We start from the raw sequence: 25,143 nt of genomic DNA on the forward strand, positions 1-25,143 counted from the left end.
GTCATCTCCCCATATAGACAACAGGAGTAACCGAAATTTGGAATCGTTCACTGCGCTCAGCGGCGTCATCGTCGCTGAGCGTTTTTGCATTGTTCATCGTATGGATAATACCGAACGCAAGCAGCATGAAGGCCATCGTTATGAATACGACCCGTTTGATGAAATGAATGGTCGATGTTCCGTCATCCCGGTGAATCCGCCGATGACGGATCGATTGCCGCCAGATGAGTACGACGGGCGACATGAGCACGAACAAGCCGAAGATTAACACTTGTTTGCGCAGTTCCATGCCCAGCGGGAAGACGTTGATCGCCGCATACAGCAGCGCTTCGATCATCATCACTTGAATCGGCACGACGAGGCCGACTTCGGATGCCGCGCGCCGCTTGGTACGGCTGACGGCGGTTTCCGTCTCGCGCGGCTGAAGCTTTGCCAGCTGAAGCAGCCGGGGGAGCGAGAAAACGGCGATCGCGGCCGTAGGGACCATAATGAGCGTTAAGAAAAGCAGGGCCGAGTCAAGAACGAACCAGCTGCGATATGAATACGTCGCGATGAGCATCGTGACCTTCCCGACAGAAATGAGCGACATCGCGCCGAGCAGGGCCAGCGTCGCGATCGAAGTACGCTGCAGGGATTCCTCCGTCTTGCGAAAAGCAAGACTGCCCGACATGAAGCCGGCGCATAAGGCGAGAAGCAGCAGCAGAACGGCGAGAGCCGCATTAATGACATAAATTTGTTGGGACATATGTAATACCCTCTTTTCCACGTTCTTTCTTCATCAAGTGTACATGGATGTCCGGAAAGCGTGTTAACGGCCGCAGTCTAGTTTTGATGCTGGACTTAAGTCTTGCGCGGTCGTCCGGCTGAGGCGGGCGGTTATGATTTTCGTTTCCGGAAGCCTGTCTCATGACAGCGCAGGTTCAACGGGCTTACCTTGTGCGGGAGAGGCTGGCTCTTCTCTTAAATAGTCTTCCTCATTCCAATCCAGTTGATGCTCGTGCTGTTGGTTACGCGCTTTTCTAAGCGTATTGTACCATGAAGGATGCCATTCCTGAAACGGCCTGTCAGTTTCCTGTTCGTTTACATTATGCTCGCATTGCGGCGGATGGAACAACGGGTCGCCGCACGCACGAAAAAAACCGCCTCCTGCCCTGTAACCGGGCCCGGAAGCGGTCTATGAAAGATGGTCTTACAGATCGCCCCAGTTGAGGTTGGACGATTTGCTGTAGTTCGTGACCTTCTGCTCGAAGAAGTCGGTTTTCATGCCGTTCATGTTGCTGAAGCTTTCGACCCATCGCATCGGATGTTCAACGATCTCCGGATACAAGATCTCCAGGTTCAACTTGCGCAAACGCTCGTTGGACAGGAATTTGATGTAGGCGTCGATAATTTCGTCCGTCAAACCGGGAATTTGATTGTTCGTGATGTATTTGCCCCACTCGATCTCGTGTTCGACGGCAGTGCGCATCATTTGACGCAGCTCTTCGATCAGAACCGGCGTGAACATTTCGGCGTTTTCCTTGCGGATTTCGCGGAAGATCCCTTGGAACAGCGCCAAGTGAGTCAATTCATCGCGCTGGATGTATTTGATTTCGGATACCGTTCCGAGCATCTTGCCTTGACGGCCCAGGGCATAGAAGAAGCTGAAGCCGCTGTAGAAGTAGATGCCTTCGAGAATATAGTTCGCCATAATCGTCTTGATCAGGTTCTGCGACGAAGGATTCGCAATAAAATTCTCGTAGAGGTCAGTGATGAACCGGTTGCGTTTCAACAGGTTTTTGTCCTCGCGCCACAGATTGTAAATCTGGTCACGTACCTCCGGAGCACAGACGCTGTCTAAAATATAAGAGTAGGATTGGCTGTGAACGGCTTCCTGGAACGTCTGTACAGTCAGACAGAGATTAACTTCGGGTGCCGTAATGTACTCGTTGATATTCGGCAGATTCGCCGTTTGCAGCGAATCAAGGAAGATCAAGAAGCTGATGATTTTATCGTAGCTGTTACGCTCGGAGAGCGACAGGTGTTTGTAGTCTTTGGCATCCTGGGCAAGCGGAATCTCTTCCGGAATCCAGAAGTTGTTCATCATGTTCCGGTACATCTTCGTGGCCCAGTCGTATTTAACGTTGTTCAGCTCGATGAGGTTCGTGGTGTTACCGCCGATCATGCGGCGTTTACCCCAGTCGCGGTCGCCTTCCTCGTTGAAAAGTTTCTTCTTCTGCAGTTCCATGAAATGGGCTGCCTCCTTCTTTTCCTGCTACCTTAAGTGTTGCAGCGTTTTTAAGTACTCCCATTGAAAAAGTGCCCGGAGGGCAGTATGAAGTTGGAAAAGCAGTTCATGCTTCCGAAGTGAGTTTTCTTGCGAAAACTCTTAAGCGGTCGCCTTTGTAACCGGATTTCAACCATTTCTGAATGTATAAATTCAAAGAAATCCGGTTACAACAGCGATTGGAAACTCATACTGTCCCGCAGGGCAACTTCATTTCAATGATGGGCTTATGAGCTGCAGCTCACGCAATCCTCGACTTCTAAGCTTTTATTACGGCAATAGTAAACGGTTTTCAGCCCGTTTTCCCATGCGGACATATACAGGTCCATGAATTCTTTGGCCGAGTAGTTCGGCGTAATATAAAGGTTGAAGGATTGCGCTTGGTCGATGTGGCGCTGACGGCGGCCCGCTGCGCGGATGCTCCAGTGCTGATCGATCGTGTGCGCTTCTTTGTAGTACCAGAACGTTTCTTCGTTCAGGTTCGGCGCCGTTTGCGGGATGACCGCATTCTTCTTCTCTTCGACGAAGAACTTGTTGAAGATCGGGTCGATACCCGCCGTGGAACCGGCGATCAGCGACGTCGATGCCGTAGGCGCGATGGCGAACATCCAGCCGTTGCGGACGCCGTGCTCGGCTACGTCCTGTTTTAGCTTCTGCCAGTGAGGGGCATCGTAACCGCGCGATTCGAAATAAGCGCCGGTCTGCCATTCGCTGCCTTCGAATACGCGGAAGGCGCCTTTTTCTTTGGAAATTTCCATCGAAGCTTTGATGGCGCAGTAATTGATCCACTCGTACAGCTCGTCTGCGCGGTCAAGATGCTCTTCGGATTCCCATGCGATGGCGTTCAGCGCGAGCCACTGATGGTAGCCGCTCGTGCCGAGACCGACGGCGCGGTATTTCTGGTTCGTAATTTCCGCTTGCGGAATCGGATAGTGATTCAAGTCGATGACGTTGTCCATCATGCGCATTTGGCAGCTGACGACCTCTGCGATTTCCTCGTTCGAACGCGTACGGCCGAGGTTGAGGGAAGAGAGGTTGCACACGACATAGTCGCCGCTCTTGACTTGCGTCGTGATGATGCCGTCTTCGTGCGTCGTCGTGATGTATTCCGTCGGGCTCATGTTCTGGCAGATCTCCGTGCACAGGTTGGAGCAGTAGATGATGCCTTTGTGCTTGTTCGGATTCGCGCGGTTGACCGTGTCGCGGTAGAATACGAACGGAGTGCCCGTTTCGAAGGAGCTTGCCAGGATGCGTTTCATGATTTCGATCGCCGGTACTTCTTCTTTGGAGAGCTCCGGATGGTTCACGCACTCTTCGTAACGGCGTTCCCATTCTTCGCCCCAAGCGTCTTCAAGCGCATAGCCCATGTAGCTGCGGACTTCGTGCGGATCGAACAGGTACCAGGAAGCGCGCTCCTGTACTTTGCGCATGAACAGGTCGGGAATGCAGACGCCCGGGAAAATATCGTGGGCTTTCATCCGGTCATCGCCGTTGTTCGTTTTCAAGTTCAGGAAGTCGAAAATATCTTTATGCCAAACGTCGAGGTAAACGGCTACGGCGCCGGAACGAACGCCGAGCTGATCGACCGCGACAGCCGTATTGTTGTAGTTCTTGATCCAAGGCACGACGCCGCCGGCAACGCCTTTGTATCCGCGGATGTTGGAGCCGCGGCTGCGCACTTTGCCGATGTAGATGCCCATGCCGCCGCCGAATTTGGAAACTTGAGCGAAGCTGGAATCAACGTTGTAAATGCCCCACAGGTTGTCGGGAACGGTATCGATGAAGCAGCTGGACAGCTGGTGGAACGGTTTGCGGGCATTCGCCAGCGTCGGCGTAGCAACCGTCATTTGCAGGCGGCTCAACACGTCGTAGAATTTACGCGCCCAGCCCAGCTTGTCCTCTTCTTTCATAGCCAAGTGCATCGCTACGCCCATGAACAGCTCTTGCGGCAGTTCAAGCACGTCGCCGCCGAAGCTCTTGATCAGGTAACGGTCTGACAATGTCTTCAGGCCGATGTAGTTGAACAGGTAGTCGCGCTCAGGCACGATGTAATTGCCCAGCTCGCGGATTTCTTCACGCGTGTAGTGTTCCAATATGTAGCTGCCGTATAACCCTTTGTCGGTCAGGTACGTGATGAGAGAGTAGAAATCGCCGTAGCCGAAATAACCGTATTTGCGATTGATCGCGGACTCTTTATAGAGATCGTACACGAGAAGTTTGGCTGCAACGTACTGCCAGTTCGGCTGTTCGATGCTTGTTTTCTCAACCGCAACTTGCGTCAGCGTACGTTGAATTTCTTTCGTCGTGATGTTGTTGCGGAAATAAGGAAGCAAGGCTGTTTCCAGCTCCAGCGGATCGCAGTCGTTATAGCCGACACACGAGAAATCAATAACTTTCTTCAGCTTGGAAAAGATAAGTTCTTCTTTCTGTCCATTCCTTTTAATGATATCCACGGGCAGAGCCACTCCTTGTCGAAGGTTGTCGTCTGACAACCCGTTATACACAATATGTTGTTAGTACTTACATAACCTACACCGATATATAGTGCCTGTCAAGGCAAACTATTCGACATCCAGGTGTTCCGAAAGCGGCATTTTCGGCATGAAAAATCGATGAAAACGTACAGCCGCGCCAATTGCAAACGATACCGGGGAGCCGGCGGTCTCCGCATAAAAAAATAAAAAAAGTAAGTAAGCGAAAAACTATTATAGCACTTCCGGCTGCGGATGTGTCGTGACAATAATAGGGACACGCGGTTAATCGCCTTTTTGGCCTAATTGCGTTCGTTCAAACAAAAGTTGGATTTATGGTTGGTGCTCGCCTTTCGGCTCTAGTACACTAGGTTTAGTTATCGGATATGCGATCCGGATTTCGAAGAGAGAGGATGAAACCACACAAGATGTTGATCGGCGGTCAAAGAAAACCTGTCCATTCCATCGTCAAAGCGGCGATGCTTGCTATATGGCTGTGCTCGATGCTGTTCGCCGGGCCGTCCGCCGCGTTCGCGCATGCGGAGCTCGAAGGCGCGACGCCCGAGCAGAACACCAAATACGAGCAAAGCCCGAAAGAGGTAAAGCTCGCCTTTAATGAAGCAATTGAAGCCAAGGTCGGTTCGCTCGAGGTGCTCGACGACAAATCCCGCCGGGTGACGGATGCGGATCCGAAGACGAGCGCAGACCGCAAATCCATTACGCTGGCGCTCCCTAAACTAGGGGAGGGCGTCTATACGGTGTCCTACGCGATTATTTCGGCGGACGGCCATCCGGTCAGCGGCTCCTACGTCTTCGTCGTCGGCAATCCGCCCCAGGGCGTGGACGCTTCGGCCTTTGATCCCCACAAGGCGTTAGGCCACGAGGGACATGGTGCCTCCACAGAGCTGACGACCAATCAGTTCATCATTTATGCCGTACGTTCTTTATATTACGCGGCGCTGCTTTGGACGGCTGGACTTATGATCTGGCCGCTGCTGGCCAGAGGCCGGGGAAGCATGCTGCAGGACATCCAGAAGAAATGGGAGCCCATTGCGCTCCGGACGCTGCTCGTCTCCGTGCTGCTCTATATCTTCGTGCATGCGCGGGAGATATTGAAAGGCTATCCCTCCGGAGATTACAGCAAGCTGTTCCTGGAAACGTCGGTAGGCAGGGAATGGATCGCGATGCTGGTACTGGCGCTGGCCGGGTTCCTGTTCGTCCGGATGCACCCGCTGGCGAGAACGTTGTGGGCCGCGGCGATCCTGGGCGTGGAAAGCTGGAGCGGACATGCGGCGGTCTTCTCGCCGAAGGCTGCATCGATTCTGTTCGACTGGATTCATCTTCTGGCGGCATCGGTATGGGCAGGCGGCTTGACGCTGCTGCTGCTGCTGTGGAGCAAGGATCGTAAGGAGGCGGGCCGATTCGCGGTCGTGTTCTCGCGTGCGGCGCTGCTTTCGCTCATGCTGCTGGTACTGTCCGGCGTTGGCATGACGCTGCTGTTCCTGCCGAGCCTGAAGTATCTGTTCTACACGTCGTGGGGGACGCTGCTCCTGATCAAGACCGGCCTTGTCGTTCTGGTGCTCGGCGTCGGCGGCACGCTCCATCTGAAGGTTAGAAAAGGGGAACTGCCGATAGCCGTCCTGCTTCGCGCCGATGCGGCGCTGATGGCGCTCATAATCATCGTGGCGGCATTGTTCACGTACATCAGTCCGCTGCCGGCCAATGAGCCTGTTACTTATCATCAAATGGGCGACAAAATGCACGTGTCCTTCCGCGTAACGCCTAATAAAGCGGGCGATAACGAATTTACCGTCAAAGTCTGGCTGCCGGACACCGTCGGCGAAGCGAAGTCGGTGCTGGTACGGCTGTTCTCGCTGGACCGCAAGGAGCTCGGTCCGATCGATGTCCCGGTTAAACCTTTCGAGGATACGGAATTGACCGATTTCGACGGCTTCGTGAAATCCGCGTATCAAGCGAAAGGGCCGTTCATTCCGTTCGCCGGCCGCTGGGAGGCGGAAATCCGCATCATGGACAAAGACGACAATGAAACCGTGCAGAAAGTCGACTTCCGGAATTACTAAACAAGGATGCACGCAAGCGGCGTGCAGCAGAATAGCCGAGAGGAGGCCGGGACATGACATACAAGCGCATCAAATGGCTTATTCTGTGGACGCCGACGCTGACGGTCGCGATCTGGGAGTATTTGCGCCATACGCTGCTGCTGCCGTATCTGTCCATGGGCCTCGGCAACGCGCTTACTCCCGTCATTGTCATTACGGTGACGGCAACGCTGCTGATCAAGCTGTTCAACATGCTGGAGGATACCCAGGAGACGCTGCAGCGTTCCAAGTCGGCCGAAGCGGCTTTCATGGAACGCGAACAGCTGGCAAGGGAGCTGCATGACGGAATTTCGCAATCGCTGTTTCTGGTGTCGGTGAAGCTGGATAAATTGGAGCATGCCAAAGATCCCGGGCATGCGGCGGAGACGGCGCAGCAGCTGCGCCGAACGGTGAAGCATGTCTACGAGGACGTCAGGCAGTCGATCGCCGGCCTGCGCAGCGAGCCGTCCAGAACCGACGTCCAGTGGATGCAGGCGGTACGGGAAATGGCCGACGAGCTTGCGCTTGGCGGCTTGAACGTGGAGCTGGATTGGCAATTGGCCGACTCCAGGCTGACGGGCAAGGAGAAAGTAGAGCTGCTTGCCATCGTGCGCGAAGCGATGCTTAACGTGCGGAAGCATGCCGGCGCTTCCGGCTTGACGGTTCGGGCCGTTCCCGGGGATGGCCTGTCGGACGAGGCGTTCCGATGCACGGTCAGCGACGATGGAATCGGAGCGGAGCCGGGGCAGCTGCTGGCGAAGGGACGTTACGGCGTGCGGATGATGCAGGGACGCGCGGCCGCGATGGGCTGGCAGTTTACCGTATGCCGCGCCGACGAGGGCGGAACGGTCGTGGAAGTCGTGAAGAGAGGGTGAGACGATGAGCGGGAATGGAACAACGATCAGGGTGCTGCTGGCGGACGACCATCCGCATGGACGGGAAGGCATGCGCGAGATTTTGTCCGGCGCCCCGGAGTTTGAAATCGTGGGAGAGGCGGCGAACGGCGAGCAAGCCGTCGTGCTGGCGGCTGAACTCGCGCCCGACCTGGTGCTGATGGACATTAATATGCCCGTCATGTCGGGCATGGAAGCGACGCAGTCGATTAAATCCATCGACCCGCTGATCAAAATCGTCATGGTGACCGTCTCCGACGATATTACGGATCTGTTCGAGTCGATCAAGCGCGGCGCGCAAGGCTACCTGCTCAAGAATCTGTCCCCCTCGTCTTGGCTGGACTATTTGCGGGCCGTGACGCTGGACGAAGCGCCGCTGCCCAAGGAACTGGCCTTTCGCATGCTGCAGGAATTCAACGGCGGGAGCGGCGCCGGGAAGACGCAGCGGGCGGGGAAGCCGGAAGGCCAGGCTAAGATCGGCGGCCGGAATTCCGATGCGCCGATGCATACGGCGCTGACCCAGCGCGAGCGCGAAGTGCTGGAGCAGGTAGCCTCGGGCGGCTCCAACCGGCAGATCGCCGAAAATTTCGGTTTATCGGAGCATACGGTCAAAAACCATCTGAAAAACATTTTGCAGAAGCTGCATCTTGAAAACCGGGTTCAATTGACGCGTTATGCGCTGGAAAAAGGGCTCGTCAAGGATTAGCGGGAGGATCGGGAGCCAATCCAGATAGGGACGAGACACTTTTTCGTAACAATCGCATAGCCCCTTCGAGTCATGCCGCCGGCTCCGGACTGAGGTATACTCGCTCATAGGGAAACGCTGCGCAATGGCAGCGGGATTAGTTGACCGCAGGGAGGATGTTTGCAATATGATGAATCGCATGAAGAAATTTTCGGTTATCGGGGTCGCGGTGATGTCGCTGTTCTTGTTCGCTTCAATGGCAAGCGCGCATGTAACGGTACAACCGAAGGAGACGACGCAAGGGGCTTACGAGGTGTTCTCCGTTCGGGTGCCGAGCGAGAAAGAAAACGTCACGACGACGAGCATTCAAGTAAAAGTGCCGGATGGCGTAGCCGTCAGCCGCGTGGAACCGAAGGCGGGCTGGAAATACGACCTGGAGCTTGCCCCGGACACGAAAGCAGTCAAGTCCATCACTTGGACGGCGGAAGGCGCAGGCCTCTCGCAGACGGAATTCACCGATTTCCGCGTCAGCGGCAAGGTGGCCGACGACGCGACGCAGCTGTCATGGAAAGCGTACCAGACTTACTCCGACAAATCCGTCGTGGAATGGATCGAAGCCGACGGCGGCGACCATCCGGCATCCGTAACGACGGTCATCGCGGGAACGGGCGAAGGCGACGGCCACGGCACGACGGCTGCTTCGGACACCATGGATACGGCGGACAGCGATAGCAGCACGAAGGAAAACGTAACGCTGGGCCTGGCGATCGCGGCAGTCGTGCTCGGTGCGCTGGCACTTATCGCAGCGATGACGCGGAAGAAACGTTAAACGTTCAAAAATAGGCGGAACGCCCGCAGGACGGGACTTGCGGACGGTTATAGAAATTTCGTATAATGGTAAACATATACGTAAATGCGATGAGGAAGAAGAGTACGCAGTGCTTTCTTGCCAGGGAGAAGACGCCGTTGACTGAGAGCGTCTTTAGGAAATCAGGCTGCCGAAGTTCGCTTCCGAGCAGGCTTCTGAACGGGTGCGCCGACTTGGCTGCATGAGGTAGGGAGCTCCGGTCGTCCGGCCGATATCCGGCGTTAATGAGGAATTGCCCAGGCGTTATTATTATTGCGGCCGGCAGTTTGAATTAGGGTGGTAACACGGTTCTTTCGTCCCTTACGGGGAGAGAGGACCGTTTTTTTATTTGTCTAAGAAGGGGCTGGATGGAATGAAAGAGCGTTTGGAAGCACTGCGCGCCGAGGCGCTGCAGGAGCTGCAGGAAGTTGCCGGTCCGCAGCAGCTGAACGACCTGCGGGTCAAATATTTGGGCAAGAAGGGCGCGCTGACGGAAATTCTCCGCGGCATGGGAAGCTTGAGCGCCGAAGAGCGTCCGGTTATCGGGCAAGTAGGCAATGAAGTGCGCGCCGCGATCGAAGAGGTTATCGAGACGAAGCAGGCCGCTTTCCAACAAGCCGAGACGGAGAACCGCCTTCGCGCGGAGACGATCGACGTCACGCTGCCCGGCAAGAAGCTGGGCGCGGGCGCCGTTCATCCGCTGAACAAAGTCGCGCAGGAAATCGAGGACGCGTTCATCGGAATGGGCTACACCATTGCGGAAGGACCGGAAGTCGAGACCGACTTCTTCAACTTCGAAGCGCTGAACCTGCCGAAGAACCACCCGGCGCGCGACATGCAGGATTCGTTCTACGTGACGGACGAGATTCTGATGCGGACGCACACGTCGCCGGTGCAAGTGCGCACGATGAAAGCGATGAACGGCAAACCGGTCAAAGTCATCTGCCCCGGCAAAGTATACCGCCGCGACGACGACGACGCGACGCATTCGTTCCAGTTCAATCAAATCGAAGGCCTCGTCATCGGACCGAACATCCGCATGAGCGATCTCAAGGGCACGCTGCTGCAGTTCGTGCAGCTGATGTACGGCAAGCAAGCGCAAATCCGCCTGCGTCCGAGCTTCTTCCCGTTCACGGAGCCAAGCGCGGAGGTTGACGTCACGTGCGTGAAATGCGGCGGTCACGGCTGCCGGATGTGCAAGCATACGGGCTGGATCGAGATTCTCGGCTGCGGCATGGTCCATCCGCGCGTGCTCGAAATGGGCGGCTACGACCCGAACGAAATGAGCGGTTTTGCGTTCGGCATGGGCGTGGAGCGGATCGCGATCTTGAAATACGGCATTGACGACATTCGTCATTTCTATACGAACGACCTGCGCTTCCTGAGCCAGTTTGTCCGAATGTGAGAGGGAGGCTAATACGATGAACGTATCTTATAAATGGTTAAGTCAATATATCGATTTGGACGGCTACGCCGGCAAGCAGCTGGCCGAGCTGATGACGAGCGGCGGCATCGAGATCGATGTCGTGGAATCCCGCAATAAAGGCGTGACCGGCGTCGTCGTCGGCCGCGTGCTGACGAAAGAGAAGCATCCCGACGCAGACAAGCTGAACGTGACCACGGTCGATGTCGGCGGTCCCGAACCGCTGCAAATCGTCTGCGGCGCGAAGAACGTCGCGGCCGGCCAGCTCGTTCCCGTCGCGACGATCGGCGCGGTGCTTCCCGGCGACTTCGCAATCAAGAAAGCCAAGCTGCGCGGCGTAGAGTCCCAAGGCATGATTTGCTCCGCCAAGGAACTCGGCTTGAACGACAAGCTGCTTCCGAAAGAACAGCAAGAGGGTATTCTCGTGCTGCCGGAAGGAACGGAGATCGGCGCTTCCATCCTTGACGTGCTCGCGATCGACGACGAGGTGCTCGAGCTTGACCTGACGCCGAACCGTTCGGACTGCCTCAGCATGCTGGGCGTTGCTTACGAAGTCGGCGCTTTGACAGGCCGCACGGTGAAGCTGCCCGACAGCCGGTTGAGCGACTCCGCGGAACAAGCGTCCGCGCATGTGTCGGTTCGCATCGATGCGAAGGAACAGTGCGCGCACTATTCCGCTCGTTACATCAAAGGCGTTCAAGTCGGACCTTCGCCGCTCTGGATGCAGAACCGCCTGATGGCGGCAGGCATCCGTCCGATCAGCAACGTCGTCGACATTACGAACTTCGTCATGCTGGAATACGGCCAGCCGCTGCATGCATTCGACGCGGATCGAATCCAAGACGGCCGCATCGTCGTGCGCCTTGCGAACGACGGCGAAACGATGACGACGCTGGACGGTCAAGAGCGGAAGCTTGAGCCGCACATGCTCGTCATCGCGGACGGCCAATCGCCGCTTGCGCTTGCTGGCGTCATGGGCGGAGCCGACTCCGAAGTAACGGCATCGACCGTTAACATCCTGCTGGAATCCGCGCGCTTCGACGGCGGCACCGTCCGCAAGACGTCCCGCCAAGTCGGGCTCCGTTCGGAATCCAGCGTTCGCTTCGAGAAAGGCGTCGATCCGGCGCGCGTGATCCCGGCGCTCGACCGGGCGGCCGCGCTGATGGCGCAATACGCCGGCGGCCATGTGCTTGACGGCGTCGTGGAAGAAATCGCGGAACCGGCAGCCAAGACGATCGTGACCGTATCCATCGACAAGATCAACCGCTACCTGGGCACGGAGTTGTCGAAGCTGGAGCTCGAGACGATTTTCGGCCGTTTGCAATTTCCGTTTCAACTTTCGGACGACGGGGTATTTACAGTAGATGTGCCGAGCCGCCGCGGCGATATTACCCGCGACGTCGACTTGATCGAAGAAGCGGCGCGCTTGTTCGGCTACGATAATATCCCGACGACGGCGATCGAGGGAGCAGCTACGCCGGGCGCGCTGACGAAGCCGCAGGCGATCCGCCGCGAGCTGCGCAAGCGGCTGACGGATGCCGGGCTGCACGAAGTGATCAGTTACTCGTTCACCCACCCGGACCGGACGACATTGTTCCCGGCCTTGAACGGCGCGGACGTTCAGCCTGTGCGCCTTGCGCTTCCGATGAGCGAGGACCGCAGCGTGCTCCGCACGAGCCTGCTGCCGCAGCTGCTTGAAACGGCCGTGTACAACCGCAATCGCAAAAACGACGACGCCGCGATATTCGAAATCGGCAGCGTCTTCCATACGGATGAAGAAACGCTTACCCGTTTGCCGCACGAGAAGCACCGTTTGGCTATTCTGCTGACCGGCAGCCGCGTGCGCGCGGAATGGAACAGCAAGGCAGAGGCATACGATTTCTACGATTTGAAAGGTATGCTGGAAACCGTGGCGGACGTGCTTGGCGTCAGCGGAGAGATTGGCTACGAAGCGGCGCAGCCTGAGCATATGCACCCGGGCCGTACCGCGGCTATCGTCTTCCACGGCGAGCGAGGAGGCGTTACGATCGGTTATCTGGGCCAGCTTCACCCGACGGTCCAAATCGACCACGATCTCGGCGATACGTACGTGCTCGAGCTTGAGCTTGCGCCGTTGTACGAAGCGGCCGACTTCGATATCGTTTATAAGGCGCTGCCTCGTTACCCGGCAATGGAACGCGACATCGCCGTCGTGCTGAACCGCGAGGTGGAAGCGGGCAAACTGATGCATGCCGCCGCCGAGACGGCAGGCGAGCTGCTGGAGTCGATTCGCATCTTCGACATCTACACCGGCGAGAAGCTGGGCGCGGATAAGAAAAGCGTCGCGCTGTCTCTCGTTTACCGTCATCCGGAGCGTACGCTGACGGACGAAGAAGTGACGGAGCTGCACGGTAAAGTCGTCGCTAAATTAGAACAATCTTTTGAAGCAGAATTGCGTAAATAGGCAGGAGATGCCCTTAGCCGCATCGAATTAGTTCCTTGCGAACGAATATCGATGCGGCTTTGTTTATCTTAGACTCGATTTGAATTGGTCCATAGGTGGCAGCGGCCGTAGAGAAACGCGTTTGCGACAGCGAGTATTCGGTTCAGGTTTGCGGCAGACAGACAGCAGGAAGTGACGAAGACTGACGGAAACGGATGATCTGAAGAGATGAGCGTCGAGAATGGGACAATGAAATTTTCACCTGGATCAATAGGAGGATACCCTCATGAACGCTGCCGATAGGACACGTGTGACGGTTGATATATACGGTAACCAATTCAAACTGACTGGTCATAACAACCCTGATTACATTAAGCGGATTGCCGCTTACGTCGACGATAACTTACATAAACTCGCCAAGGGCTATCCGCGCTTGGATTTGCCTAAGCTTGCGATGCTGGCTTCGGTTCAGATGGCCGAGGAAATGTTCCGGCTGCGCACGGAGAACGAGCGGATGGACGAGACGGAGGAGCGCCGCAGACTGGCCGTGGCGGAGCTGGAGCAGGCGAAACTGGTTTTGGATACGCTTCAAAGTCAGCTGGAGGCCGAGCGACTCAGCGCGGAAGCGGCACTGGAAGAGGAGCGGGAACGCGCGCGCACGGAGTTGGAGCGGACGAGCACCCAACTGCAGCTTCGCCTTGAAACAGCCGTGGGCGAAGCGGAAGCGAAGCATGCCGAAGCGCTAGCCGCGGCAAACGCCGAGCTGGCACGCGTGCGTGCGGAGCTGGAAGCGCGGCTTGCGGAGGAACTGGCCGCGGCTAGCGCCGAGCTTGCCCGGGAGCGGCTGGAGCATGAAGCGGCACGCGAAGCTGATCTGACGGAGCAGCTGCGCATGCTCGAGGAGCATGGCGCGGAGCGCGAAGCGGCTGCGGCGGCATTCGACAGCGAGCGGAAAGCGATGGAACTCGAACGCGAGCTGGAAAGCGAAGCCGCGCTGGTTGAAATGGAACGTCTTGCGGCAACGCTGCAGGGACGGATGGATGAAGCGCTTCGCGAAGCGGAAGCGAAGGCGGCAGAAGAACGCGAAGCCGCGGCCGAGGAATTAGCCGGCGTCCGAGATGCTTTGGAAGCCGAGCTGGCGCGCGTGCGCGAAGCGGCTGCAGCGGAGCTTGGACGCGAACGCGAAGCAGCGACTGCCGAATTGGCCGCTGTACGGGAGGCTATGGAAGCGGAGCTTCTTCAGGCGAGGAACGCGCTTGCCGAAGAGCAGGAACTGCATGGGCTGTCCGCGCTAGAGGGTCAGGAAGCATTGGAACGCGCGCGCCTCGACGCTGAGATCAAGCTGGCCGAGGAACGCGAGGCGGCCGCGGCCGAATCCTCCCGCATTCGGGAAGAGCTGGAGACGGAGCTGGCACGGCTTCGCGAATCGCTGGAGCGCGAGCTGGAACAACAACGGCAGGCGTTGGAACAGGAGCGGGAGAGCCGTTTGCTGGAGACGCTGGAAGCCGAAGAATCGCTCGCGGGCGCTAAACTGGCCGCCGAGGCGCAGGCAGCGGCCGAACGCGAAGCGGCGGCTGCTGAACTGGCTGGCGTACGCGAGGCGCTTGAAGCCGAGCTGATGCGTGCGCGCGAAGAGGCTTCCGCGGAGCTTGGGCGCGTGCGCGAGACAGCGGCCGCGGAATTAGCCGAGGCGCTTGAAGCGGCTGAAGTCGAGCTGACCCGTGTGCGCGAAGGCGCGGCAGAAGAGCTTGGACATGCGCGCGAGGCGGCAGCGGCTGAATTGGCCGATGTGCGGGAGACGACAGAAGCCGAGCTGGCGCGTGTGCGCGAAAGTGCTGAAGAGGAGCTTAAGGCTGAACGCGAGGCGGCAGCGGCTGAATTGGCCGGTGTGCGCGAGACGCTTGAAGCCGAACTGGCGCGTGTGCGCGAAAGTGCTGCAGAGGAGCTTAAGGCTGAGCGCGAGGCGGCAGCGGCTGAATTGGCCGGTGTGCGCGAGACGCTTGAAGGCCAGTTAACGGAGCAGCGTCTGGAACTGGAGCAAGAGTGGGAACGCCAAGATTTAGCCTCGCAAGCTGCGCAGGAGGCGCTTCAATCCGTTGAAGTACGGGCGGCGGCGGAGCTGGAAGCCGCAGCGGCTGAACGCGCTCGGGAGCGCGAGGCGCTCGAAGCGGAGCTTGCGCGCGTTACGGAAGCGGCTGCTGCCGAGCAGGCTCAGCTTCGCGCAACAATGGAAGCGGAGCTTGCGCAGCAGCGGCTGGCGCTGGAGCAAGAGCGCGAGCTCCGGGAGCTGTCGGAGCTCGAAGCATTGGAAGCGCAGGAGCAGGCGCTTCGTGACGTTGAAGCGCGCGCGGCTTCGGAGCGCGAAGCGGTAGAGCGGGAGCTGCAGGCCGCTCAAGCGCAGGCTGCGGCCGAACGCGAAGCCCATGCGGCGGCGCTTTTGGACGCGGAAGCGCGAGCAGCGGAAGCGCTCGGCGCGACTGAAGCGGAGCTGCTGCGCGTGAGGGAAGCGGCTGAGCTGGAGCTGGCGGCAGCGCAAGAAACGGCAGCGGCCGAGCTGGGCCGACTCCGTGCCGCGATGGAGTCGCAGCTGGAGCAAGCGCGCGAGCAGCAGGAACTGGCTGAATTGGAGGCGCTGGAAGCCCTCGAGTTGGCGCTGCGCGAAGCGGCGATGAACGCGGAAGCGGAGCGCGAGGCATTGGAAGCGCAGCTGCGTGAAGCGGAAGTCAGAGCGGCAGCTGAGCGCGTCGAAGTTGAAGAAGAGCTGGCACGGGTAAGGGAAGCGGCCGAAGCCGAAATAACCGCTGCCAAAGAGGCGGCTGCCGCACAGATGACGCGCTTGCGCGAGACGCTGGAGTCGCAGCTGGAGCAGGAACGCGAGCAGCGTGAGCTAGCCGAGCTTGAGGCGCTGGAAGCATACGAGCGGGAACTGCAGGCCGCGGAAGCGAAAGCTGCGGCAGAACGCGAAGCAGCATTGCGCGAAGCGGAAGCGAAAGCCGAAGCGGAGAGAGCCGTGCACGCGAAGGCTCTGCAGGACGCGATGGCGAAGGCCGAAGCGGAACGCGAAGCTTACGAGCAGATGCTGCTGGGTGCAGCCGCGAGAGCGGCGGAAGCGCGCAAAGGCCACGATCAAGCGATGCAAGCCGCGGAATTGAAAGCCGCGGAAGAGCTCGAGCAGCTGCGCGAAGCGCTCCAAGCCCAGCTTGCGGAACATCGCCGGGCAATGGAAGCGCAGCTCGCCGAGCAGCGCGAACGCTCGCACGGCGAACTGGAGCAAGAGCGCGAAGCTGCGCTCTTGGAGCTGATCGAAACGCAGGACAAACACGAGGAAGAGCTGCGCCGCGAGAGGGCACTGCAAGAAGCGACCGCAGCCGCGGCATCCGAGCAGCTGGCTGAAATTCGGGCAGAGCTGCTGGCGCAGCTGGAGCAAACGCGCATGGATGCCGAAGCGGAAGCGGACCGTATCCGCCAAGAGTCGCGCGAGCATGTAGAGCGTACCCGCGCTGAAGCCGAAGCGGCGGCTGAGGAACGGTTGGCGCAGCTGCGGGAAGCGCAAACCGAAGAGCAGGCGAGAGCCGCTGCGATGCTGGCGCAAGAGCGCGAGACCGCGCAGCAGCTGCTGGAACAGGCGCTGCAGGAAGGCGCGGACGAAGTTGCGGCTCTGGCGGCAGCGCATCAGCGGCAGCTGGAAGCCGCCCTTGCGCAGGCGTCGGAGCGGGAGCAGGCTATGCAGGCGGAGCACCAGCAACGGAGCGAAGCGCTTCATAGCGAGAGCCGCCAGCTTGCCGAGCAGCTGGATAATGCCCGCTCTGAACTGGAGCGCATGCATAAGCAAGTGCTTGATGCTAAGGAGAGCGCCGAACTGCTGCTCTTGGAAGCATCCGAGCAGGAAGAAGCGCAGCGGACGGCCATGGAACGCCTGCAGCAGGAGCTTCGCGAACAGGAATACGCTGCGGAACAGCTGCGGCAGCATGCAGAGCAGCTGCAGCGCAGCGAGCATCGTCGCGCGGAAGCGTTCCAGCAGCAGGAAGCGCAGCTTAGCGATCTGAACGCGCAGCTGGCGGATGCGCGTCGCAGCGCCGAAGAGTACGTGCAGCTGCAAGTGGAACTGCAAGGCGACCGGGACCGCATCCGGCAGGAGCTGGAGCTGCTTGGCAGCCAGAATGCCGAATTGGCGCATAGGCTGGAGGCTGCGGAAGACCGTGCAGCCGAGCTGATGCGCGAAGCGCGCAACCAAATGGCGGAAGCGGAACGCGTCGCGGACGAAGCGGCCGCCGAGATCGATCGCCAGGCGAAGGCGGCGGAAGCCGAGATCGAGCTGGCGAGGCAGCAGGCTGCGGCTCATGCCGAATCGGAAGCCGGCTTGCTGGATCAGCTGCGGCTGATCGAAGACGAAGTTAGAATGTCGAAGCAGCAATCGCAGCAGATCGATGAACGCTTTGCGGAGCTGGAAACGGCTCTCAACGAGGCGGTGCAGGACAAGCAGGAGCTTCGGGCCGTACACGAGCAGTTGCAAACCGAGCACGGCAAGCTGGTGACGGAATACCGGATGCTGCAAACCGAATTCAACGATTGGATCGAAATGATCGAGAAGAGCTGAGGTTCACAGGACAACAAGGCGAGCGCGCGAGCGAGAGCTTGAGACTGTTATAAGCCTGGCTCTTGCCAATGTAACCGACTTTGCCCTCGTAACTGACTCTTGCTCTTGTAACCGACTTTTGCTCTCATAACCGTCTGGCTCGCATGACGGAAATCAAAAGAGGACAGTGCCTGCGCGCCCGGTGCATAACCGGGCCGCTCAAGGCATCTGTCCTCTTTTTCCATAATCAGTTGTTCCGTTTTCGCTGGCAACTGCTCAATTCTTATCGCTGTCCATTATTATATACTCGTGCGTTCAGATCGCAATAATCGATCCCGTCTCGCTATGCCGGGGCAGTGACGCAAGGCGCACCAGCTCAGGCGTGACCCCTTGCGGATCTTTGCCCGTGGCGTGCATTTCGGTGCGGATCGTGCCGGGATTGAACGCATTGGCCAGGATTCCGTAGTTATGCTCCTCATCGGCCGTCGTGCGCGTGAGCGATTCCAAGCCGGCCTTGGATGCGCTGTAAGCGGCGTACCCGCCTGCGCCGTTGCTTGCCAGGCCTGACGTAATATTGATGATCCGCCCGTAGCGGGCCCGGCGCATGAATGGAAGGACGGCCCGCGTCATCAGGAACGGTCCGGTCAAATTCGTAGCAAGCTGCCTTGTCCACTCCGCGGCTTCCAATTCCAGCACGGAGCCGGGCTCGAGCAGTGCCGCATTGTTCACGAGGATATCGACGGCGCCGAGCTCGGCAGCAATCCAGCCGACGGCATGCTGGACGTCTTGCTCGGAAGAAACGTCGGCTTGCACGACGAGCACGCGTCCGGCCTCGCCTGCCGCGCGAATCGCCGCGGCCGTTTCTTCCAGCTTGCCGGGCCGTCTCCCGATCAGCGCGACATGCGCGCCTTCCGCCGCGAACGCAAGCGCGGTCGCTTGGCCCAGTCCCGTTCCCGCCCCCGTGATGACAGCGACTCGTCCTTGCAGTTTGCCTGTTGCCATATACTCCACCCTCTTCGTTGTCGTTGCAGACATCGTATCAGACAATGCCGCGGGGTTGGAATAGGACAAGTATTAGACTTTCTTATAAACATAGGATTGTTTGCGATATATTTATTCGAACGGCTCATAAAAATACAGCTTCATTAATAATGCTTATAAAGACAATAAGAAATCACTATACCATCTCCAAGTCGTTGACCGTTGAGCGTTGAGCGTTGAGCGTTGAGCGTTGAGCGTTGAGTATCTCGGACTTGTGTGCGAGGCATCTCAAGCCAAGGTGCGAATAACAAGAAAACCCGAGTCTCGGCAAGCAGCTGCCGAGAACTCGGGTTTTACCCAATTGAAGTCCAAGCTAGAATAAGGGTTGTCCTATTCTTGATCTTGAACTTCCGCGGAATGATAAGCACTCCGCCATTAACAATGGCATTGCGCGATCACCTTATTCGACGACGATTTTGGCAACCATTTTGCCGTGACCGTTGCCGCATGGAATGTCGCAATGGAATTCGTAGGTGCCCGCGTCATTGAACGTTACGACCTTTGCTTTGCCGGAGACAAGCTTCAGATCGTCGAAATCGGGGATCTCCACGCCGTGAACGCCGTCTTCGGATACGACGGTGATTTCGGTCGGCTCGCCTTTTTTGATGTTGTAGACAGGCTTGTCGAATTCGAAGCGCTTCGCCTTGATCGTTACTTTGGCGGAAGCAGCCGTGCCCGTGTCTTCAACGTTGGAGCTCGAGCTGTTGTTCGTATTGGAATTCGAGTTCGAGCCGCAAGCAGCCAGAACGAAGATCGCAGCGGCAAGCATCATGGAGATAAGCAGCATTTTTTTCATGAATTTCGTTTCCCCTTCTCTAACATGGAATGTTGATCATTTCCAGTATAGCGCGAACGGGACGAAATTTCTGTGACGATCTGTTGAATCCCTATGCGCGATCGCGGTCTCTTCCGGCCTCGTACGGCGTGCTGATCGGAATGAACAGGTCGATGATGCCGATGACGAGCGCGGCAAGTATCGCCCCAAGCCAAGTGACCGAAACCCCTCCGACAATGAACTGCGCGACCCAAATGACCAGCGCGCTCATCAGGAAGCCGACGATGCCGCGTCCGAACGGCGTAACTCTCTTGCCGAAAATCCCTTCCACGATCCAGCCGAGGGCAGCGATGACAAGCGCCAGGAAGAACGCGCTCCAGAATCCGCCTACGCTGAAGTCAGGCACAATGTAACCGACAATCATCAATACGATCGCGGCTACAATAAATCGAACGACATGACCAAGAAAATGCATATCGAATAACCTCCTGCAAAATGTAGTGGCAAACCTTCTGACCGCCTCTTCGAGCCGAAATTGCGACCGAGTTCCGTAAGCATTGGCCAGATGTCCAAGAAAGCATGGAACCTTCTCGTGTACATGTAGTGTTACCTTTTTCCGCGGTGCCATTCATGGAAGCGCGCGGTCGTAGCATATGGCGTTTTCTTCGGCTATAATAGGAAGCGAGAGGGGTTGTGCTCGCTTGGACAGTAAAATACTACACACGCTGGATTATGCGAAAATTGTATATAAATTAGCTCAACATGCCGCGACGGCGCTCGGAAAAGCCGAGGTCGAGGCGCTGCATCCCAGTTCCGACCTGGAGGATGTCAAATACGCGCTGCAAGTGACGGACGAAGCTTACAAAGCCGACCGTCTGAAGGGAAGCGCGCCGTTCGGCGGCGTCGCAGATATCAAGCCTTCTTTGCTGCGCTCCAAAATCGGCGGTACCTTGAACCCGGCGGAGCTGCTCGAAATCGCGGAGACGGTACGGGGAGGCAGGCGCGTCAAACGTCACGTGCTTCAGCTGCATGATGACGATCCTGTACCGACGCTGGCCGCAATGGCCGAACAGCTGACGGAGCATAAGGCGCTGGAAGACGCGATCTTCTTCTGCATCGACGACCAGGCCGAAGTGATGGACAGCGCGAGCGCCGAGCTGGCGAACATCCGCAGAGAGCTCCGGGCGGGAGAGTCGCGCGTGCGCGAGAAGCTCGAAGGCATGATTCGCTCCTCTTCCGTGCAGAAGATGCTGCAGGACGCGATCATTACGATTCGGAACGATCGTTATGTAATCCCGGTCAAACAGGAATACCGCTCGAATTTCGGCGGTATTATCCACGATCAGTCGGGTTCCGGCGCGACGCTGTTCATCGAACCGGAAGCGATCGTCGTCATGAACAACAAGCTGCGCGAGCTTCGTCTTGGCGAAGAGCGCGAGATCGAGAAGATTTTGCAGAAGCTGACCGCGCTTGCGGCGGAATATGCCGATGATCTGATCCTCGATTTGGATCTGCTCGGCAAGCTGGATTTTGCCTTTGCCAAGGCGCGTCTCGCCCATATTATGGGCGCTTCCATGCCGCGGATGAACGACAGGGGCTTCTTGAAGCTGCGCAAGGGGCGGCATCCGCTTATCCCGCGGGAACAAGTCGTTCCGATCGATGTCGAGCTCGGCAACGAGTATACGGCCATCATCGTCACAGGTCCGAATACCGGTGGTAAGACTGTCTCTCTGAAAACGATCGGCCTGCTCAGCCTGATGGCCATGTCCGGCTTGTACGTGCCTGCCGAAGAAGGCAGCCAGCTTTGCGTGTTCGACGCGCTGTACGCCGATATCGGGGACGAGCAAAGCATCGAACAGAACCTCAGTACGTTTTCCAGCCATATGACGAATATCATTCGCATTTTGAACACGATGACGCCGAAGAGCCTTGTGCTGCTCGACGAGCTCGGGGCCGGAACGGACCCTGCGGAAGGTTCAGCTCTTGCCATTGCGATTCTGGAGCATATGCATAAGCTGGACTGCCGGATCGTCGCGACGACACACTATAGCGAGTTGAAAGCCTATGCCTATAACCGCAAAGGCGTCATCAATGCGAGCATGGAATTCGATATCGCTACGCTGAGCCCGACTTACCGGCTGCTGGTCGGCGTGCCTGGACGAAGCAACGCATTCGCCATCGCGGAGCGGCTCGGTTTGCAAAGCAAAATTATCGAGCATGCGCGCGGCGAAGTGAGCGAAGAGGATATTCGCGTCGAGTCGATGATCGCTTCCTTGGAGGAGAACCGGATCGGCGCCGAGAACGAGCGCCAGACCGCCGAAGCGCTACGGAAGCAATTGGAGGCGCAGCAAGCGCGCCATGAAGCAGAGCTGCAGCGGTTCGAGGAGCAGCGCGAGAAGCTGCTCGCGAAGGCGCAGGATGAAGCTCGCGAAGTGATGCTGCGCGCGAAGCGCGAGGCGGAAGAAATCATCGCCGATCTGCGCAAACTGGCGCAGGAAGAAGGCGCCGCGGTGAAGGATCATAAGCTGACGGAAGCCCGCCGAAGGCTGGACGAGGCGACGCCGGAAGCGCGCAAGAACGCCAAGAGCAAGGCGAAAGCCAACAAGCCGCAGCAAATCGAGAACGGCGACGAGGTCATGGTCTACAGCCTCGGCCAGCGGGGCCATGTCGTGGAACTGAGCGGCAGCGACGCGCTCGTTCAACTCGGCATTCTGAAGATGAAGGTGGCCGTCAGCGACCTCGAGCTCGTGAAGCGCGCCGAGACGTCCAAGACGCAGCAGCCGAAGATTGCAACCAGCTTGAAACGGACCCGCGACGAGAACGTCCGCTCGGAGCTCGACTTGCGCGGCTCGAACCTCGAAGAAGCGATTCTGGAAGTGGACCGCTTCCTGGATGAATCCTTCCTTGCCGGTTTCGGCCAGGTCTTCATTATTCACGGCCACGGAACTGGCGTGCTGCGAAGCGGAATCAGCGATTTCCTGCGCAGGCACAAGCATGTGAAAGGCTACCGCCTGGGGAGATACGGCGAGGGCGGAGCAGGCGTTACCGTAGCGGAATTGAAGTAAGAAGACGGAGGCTGCGCGATGGATAAAGAAGTTGACCGGCTGCTGAGCAATACTTTCGCGGCATCGCTCGCTTACGTTTCGGTAGCGGTGCTGGCGCTGCTCGTGTTCTTATACGTCTTCGAGCTCGTCACGCGCTATAAATGCTGGCAGGAAATCAAGAAGGGCAACATGGCCGTCGCGATGGCGACCGGAGGTAAAATATTCGGTATCTGCAATTTATTCCGTTTCTCGATCGAAGCCAACGAGACCGTCTATCAGAGCATGGTATGGGCGATGTTCGGTTACGCGCTCCTGCTCGCGGCTTATTTCCTGTTCGAATTCCTGACGCCGGTATTTCGGATCGACGATGAAATTCAGAAGGATAACCGGGCGGTCGGCTTTATCGCGATGATCATATCCATATCGCTGTCTTACGTCATCGGCGCAACGATTGCGTAAGGCAGTCACGGCAGCAGCATGAATTTTGGGGGATGTTGGAACAAATGAAATATTTATGGGGAACGCTGTTTGCGTTAGCCGCGTTATTCGTCATTTTTGGCGTCTACTACTTAATGCAATAAGGAGCGAAGTATCATGAGCGATCAACACAAGCACGAAGAAGAAGGACCCGTAGTTTGTCCATGGTGCCAGACGGAAATCGTATGGGACGAGGAGATCGGACCCGAGCGGAATTGCCCGCACTGCGAGAACGAGCTGTCCGGTTACCGTACGCTGCAATTGGATCTGGACGACAGCGAGGGAGAAGAAGAGCAAGCGGGCGCTAACGATTCCGCGGATTGGGAGGAAGACGGCGCGGACGATATGACCGACTTCCGCGAGTATAACCGCGAACGGCTCGTACTCGAACAATCGATGGAAGGCGTGCTGGACGACCAGTTGGAAGCGCCGGAATGTCCGACCTGCCATGAGCTGATGCTGGAAGCGGGAACGCAGATCGTCACGGGGAACGGTTTTACGCCGAGAATTCCGGCTGCGCTTGGCGAGCCGATTCTGGCAACGCCGTTTGCGCTTGTCCTCTACGTATGCCCATCCTGCTTCCATACCGTGAATCGTTTGTCGGTAGAGGATCAGGAGCGCCTCGTTCATTTGCTTACCCAGTCTTCCGGCTCCGAAGAGCTGTAATCAACCGGGCTGGCAAGTTCATGTAAATCGCGTTTTCCGGCATGTCGGCTCTGGCAAGAGGGTACCTTACTCCCATGCTGCAATTGCAGCAGGCAGGAGGGATGCTGCTTGGAGCAGGGTAAACATACCGTTCAATCGCGCTGGTTCGCGGGCAAGGATAAGGGAAACATGCGGACCGTATCTAATGAAATCGGCGGAAAACGGGATTTCAACACCCGTACGCTGGACGGACAAGCGATATTGCTGCTTGCCGTTCAGGCGCTGCTCGGTACGGCCAATGCGCTGTCGGGAACGTTTTTGCCGATTTATCTATGGAAGTCCAGCCAGTCCTTTGCGCTGGTCGGTTATTTCAATTTGACGCAATTCGTCGTAAGCGGACTCACGTTCTGGCTGGCGGGCAAATGGGTCAAGGAACATAATAAGATGAACAGTCTCCGGTTCGGCGTGGCGCTGTCCGGCTTGTTCTATTTCGTCGTGCTGATGCTGGGGAAAGCCGCCGTCACGTATGCGGTGCCGCTAGGCATTATGATCGGCATCGGCAACGGACTGTTCTGGCTGGCGTTCAACGTCGTTTATTTCGAGGTGACGGAGCCGGGCAACCGCGATCGGTTTAACGGCTGGGCGGGACTTCTCGGATCGGGAGCAGGCATCGTGGCGCCTTGGATTTCGGGCTGGCTCATTACGATGAGCAAGGGCGAGCGCGGCTATCATATTATTTTCACGGTGTCGTCCATCATCTTCGCGGTAGCCGTGGTGCTAAGCTTCTGGTTAAAGAAGCGGGAATCGTCCGGTACCTACGAGTGGCTGCATGGCTTCCGGCAGCTGCGCGAACCGGGCAATCCGTGGCGTCACGCCGTTCCGGCGATCATTTGCCAAGGCGTGCGCGAAGGCGTGTACATGTTCTTCGTGGGCCTGCTCGTCTTTTTGGCTACGAAGAATGAAGGGAAGCTCGGCAATTTCTCCCTCGTAACGTCGCTCGTGGCGCTGGTCAGCTTCTGGCTGATCGGACGCATGCTGAAGCCTGAGCGAAGACGGGCTGCGATGCTGATCGGCTCGATTGCCGTGACCGCCGTTATTGCGCCGCTGTTCTGGCCGTTATCTTATACCACGCTGCTGATTTTCGGCATTGGAACGGCACTGTTCATGCCGCTCTACATTATTCCGATGACGTCGACGGTGTTTGATCTGATCGGCAGCACGGAGGACAGCGCGAAACAGCGCGAAGAGTTCGTCATTCTGCGCGAAGCGGGATTGACGGTTGGACGTATGATCGGCGTAGCCGCCTATTTGCTCGTTCTGCCTTACATGGAGGATTCGACCTACGTCGTGCCTGGGCTGATGCTGGCAGTAGGAGCTTTTCCCATTCTCGGCTGGTGGCTGATGCGGAACTTGGTGGGGAAGGCCGCTGCGCAAGGAAGGAAAGAAACAGAGACCTCTTCGTGAGGTTAGGGGGAGTCG

Annotated in this window: 17 protein-coding genes; 11 read left to right on the forward strand and 6 right to left on the reverse strand. The window is 57.7% G+C overall.

The features are described 5' to 3' along the window. Nucleotide 1 precedes the first annotated feature (1 nt). The 3 genes from GZH47_RS22750 to GZH47_RS22760 form a co-directional block, all read right to left on the reverse strand. On the reverse strand, nt 2-745 hold the full coding sequence (locus GZH47_RS22750; protein WP_162643320.1) for a hypothetical protein: 744 nt from the start codon (nt 743-745) through the stop codon (nt 2-4). Between the two features lie 444 nt (nt 746-1,189). Beyond that, nucleotides 1,190-2,227 carry a ribonucleotide-diphosphate reductase subunit beta gene (locus GZH47_RS22755; RefSeq protein WP_162643321.1) on the reverse strand — a complete coding sequence of 346 codons (1,038 nt, stop codon included), beginning with the start codon at nt 2,225-2,227 and terminating at the stop codon, nt 1,190-1,192. A 266-nt stretch (nt 2,228-2,493) separates the two neighbouring features. After that, nucleotides 2,494-4,719 (reverse strand): ribonucleoside-diphosphate reductase subunit alpha, encoded by a 2,226-nt coding sequence (locus GZH47_RS22760; protein WP_162643322.1) that lies wholly within the window; start codon nt 4,717-4,719, stop codon nt 2,494-2,496. Between the two features lie 431 nt (nt 4,720-5,150). Between GZH47_RS22760 and GZH47_RS22765 the strand changes: the two genes are divergently transcribed. From GZH47_RS22765 to GZH47_RS22795, 7 genes are all read left to right on the forward strand, one after another. After that, a complete protein-coding gene (locus tag GZH47_RS22765; RefSeq protein ID WP_225446166.1) occupies nt 5,151-6,818 on the forward strand; it encodes a copper resistance CopC/CopD family protein in 1,668 nt (555 codons plus the stop codon). Between the two features lie 53 nt (nt 6,819-6,871). Then, complete coding sequence (locus tag GZH47_RS22770; RefSeq protein ID WP_162643323.1) at nt 6,872-7,711, forward strand: sensor histidine kinase; 840 nt, start codon at nt 6,872-6,874, stop codon at nt 7,709-7,711. A gap of 4 nt (nt 7,712-7,715) precedes the next feature. Then, nucleotides 7,716-8,435, forward strand: coding sequence for a response regulator (locus GZH47_RS22775; RefSeq protein ID WP_162643324.1), 720 nt, complete (start codon nt 7,716-7,718; stop codon nt 8,433-8,435). A 166-nt stretch (nt 8,436-8,601) separates the two neighbouring features. Then, nucleotides 8,602-9,243 (forward strand): YcnI family copper-binding membrane protein, encoded by a 642-nt coding sequence (locus GZH47_RS22780; RefSeq protein WP_225446167.1) that lies wholly within the window; start codon nt 8,602-8,604, stop codon nt 9,241-9,243. A gap of 391 nt (nt 9,244-9,634) precedes the next feature. Further along, on the forward strand, nt 9,635-10,666 hold the full coding sequence (gene pheS / locus GZH47_RS22785; protein WP_162643325.1) for a phenylalanine--tRNA ligase subunit alpha: 1,032 nt from the start codon (nt 9,635-9,637) through the stop codon (nt 10,664-10,666). A 16-nt stretch (nt 10,667-10,682) separates the two neighbouring features. Next, on the forward strand, nt 10,683-13,127 hold the full coding sequence (gene pheT / locus GZH47_RS22790) for a phenylalanine--tRNA ligase subunit beta (protein ID WP_162643326.1): 2,445 nt from the start codon (nt 10,683-10,685) through the stop codon (nt 13,125-13,127). Nucleotides 13,128-13,392: 265 nt separating this feature from the next. Further along, the gene (locus tag GZH47_RS22795; RefSeq protein ID WP_162643327.1) at nt 13,393-17,703 is read left to right on the forward strand and encodes a hypothetical protein; all 4,311 of its coding nucleotides are present in this window, start codon (nt 13,393-13,395) and stop codon (nt 17,701-17,703) included. Between the two features lie 294 nt (nt 17,704-17,997). On the opposite strand, the gene GZH47_RS22800 is transcribed toward GZH47_RS22795, so the two are convergent. From GZH47_RS22800 to GZH47_RS22810, 3 genes are all read right to left on the reverse strand, one after another. Next, a complete protein-coding gene (locus tag GZH47_RS22800; protein WP_162643328.1) occupies nt 17,998-18,684 on the reverse strand; it encodes an SDR family NAD(P)-dependent oxidoreductase in 687 nt (228 codons plus the stop codon). Nucleotides 18,685-19,123: 439 nt separating this feature from the next. Further along, a complete protein-coding gene (locus tag GZH47_RS22805; protein ID WP_162643329.1) occupies nt 19,124-19,519 on the reverse strand; it encodes a cupredoxin domain-containing protein in 396 nt (131 codons plus the stop codon). 91 nt (nt 19,520-19,610) lie between these two features. Continuing rightward, complete coding sequence (locus GZH47_RS22810) at nt 19,611-19,973, reverse strand: phage holin family protein (RefSeq protein ID WP_162643330.1); 363 nt, start codon at nt 19,971-19,973, stop codon at nt 19,611-19,613. 226 nt (nt 19,974-20,199) lie between these two features. Between GZH47_RS22810 and GZH47_RS22815 the strand changes: the two genes are divergently transcribed. The 4 genes from GZH47_RS22815 (at nt 20,200) to GZH47_RS22830 (ending at nt 25,128) form a co-directional block, all read left to right on the forward strand. Next, complete coding sequence (locus GZH47_RS22815; protein ID WP_162643331.1) at nt 20,200-22,563, forward strand: endonuclease MutS2; 2,364 nt, start codon at nt 20,200-20,202, stop codon at nt 22,561-22,563. Between the two features lie 18 nt (nt 22,564-22,581). Further along, nucleotides 22,582-23,001, forward strand: a complete 420-nt coding sequence (locus GZH47_RS22820) for a DUF350 domain-containing protein (protein ID WP_162643333.1) — start codon at nt 22,582-22,584, stop codon at nt 22,999-23,001. A gap of 135 nt (nt 23,002-23,136) precedes the next feature. Then, the gene (locus GZH47_RS22825) at nt 23,137-23,685 is read left to right on the forward strand and encodes a hypothetical protein (RefSeq protein WP_162643334.1); all 549 of its coding nucleotides are present in this window, start codon (nt 23,137-23,139) and stop codon (nt 23,683-23,685) included. 108 nt (nt 23,686-23,793) lie between these two features. Next, nucleotides 23,794-25,128, forward strand: a complete 1,335-nt coding sequence (locus GZH47_RS22830) for an MFS transporter (protein WP_225446168.1) — start codon at nt 23,794-23,796, stop codon at nt 25,126-25,128. Nucleotides 25,129-25,143 lie beyond the last annotated feature (15 nt).

The organism is Paenibacillus rhizovicinus, from assembly GCF_010365285.1.
Classification (GTDB): domain Bacteria; phylum Bacillota; class Bacilli; order Paenibacillales; family Paenibacillaceae; genus Paenibacillus_Z; species Paenibacillus_Z rhizovicinus.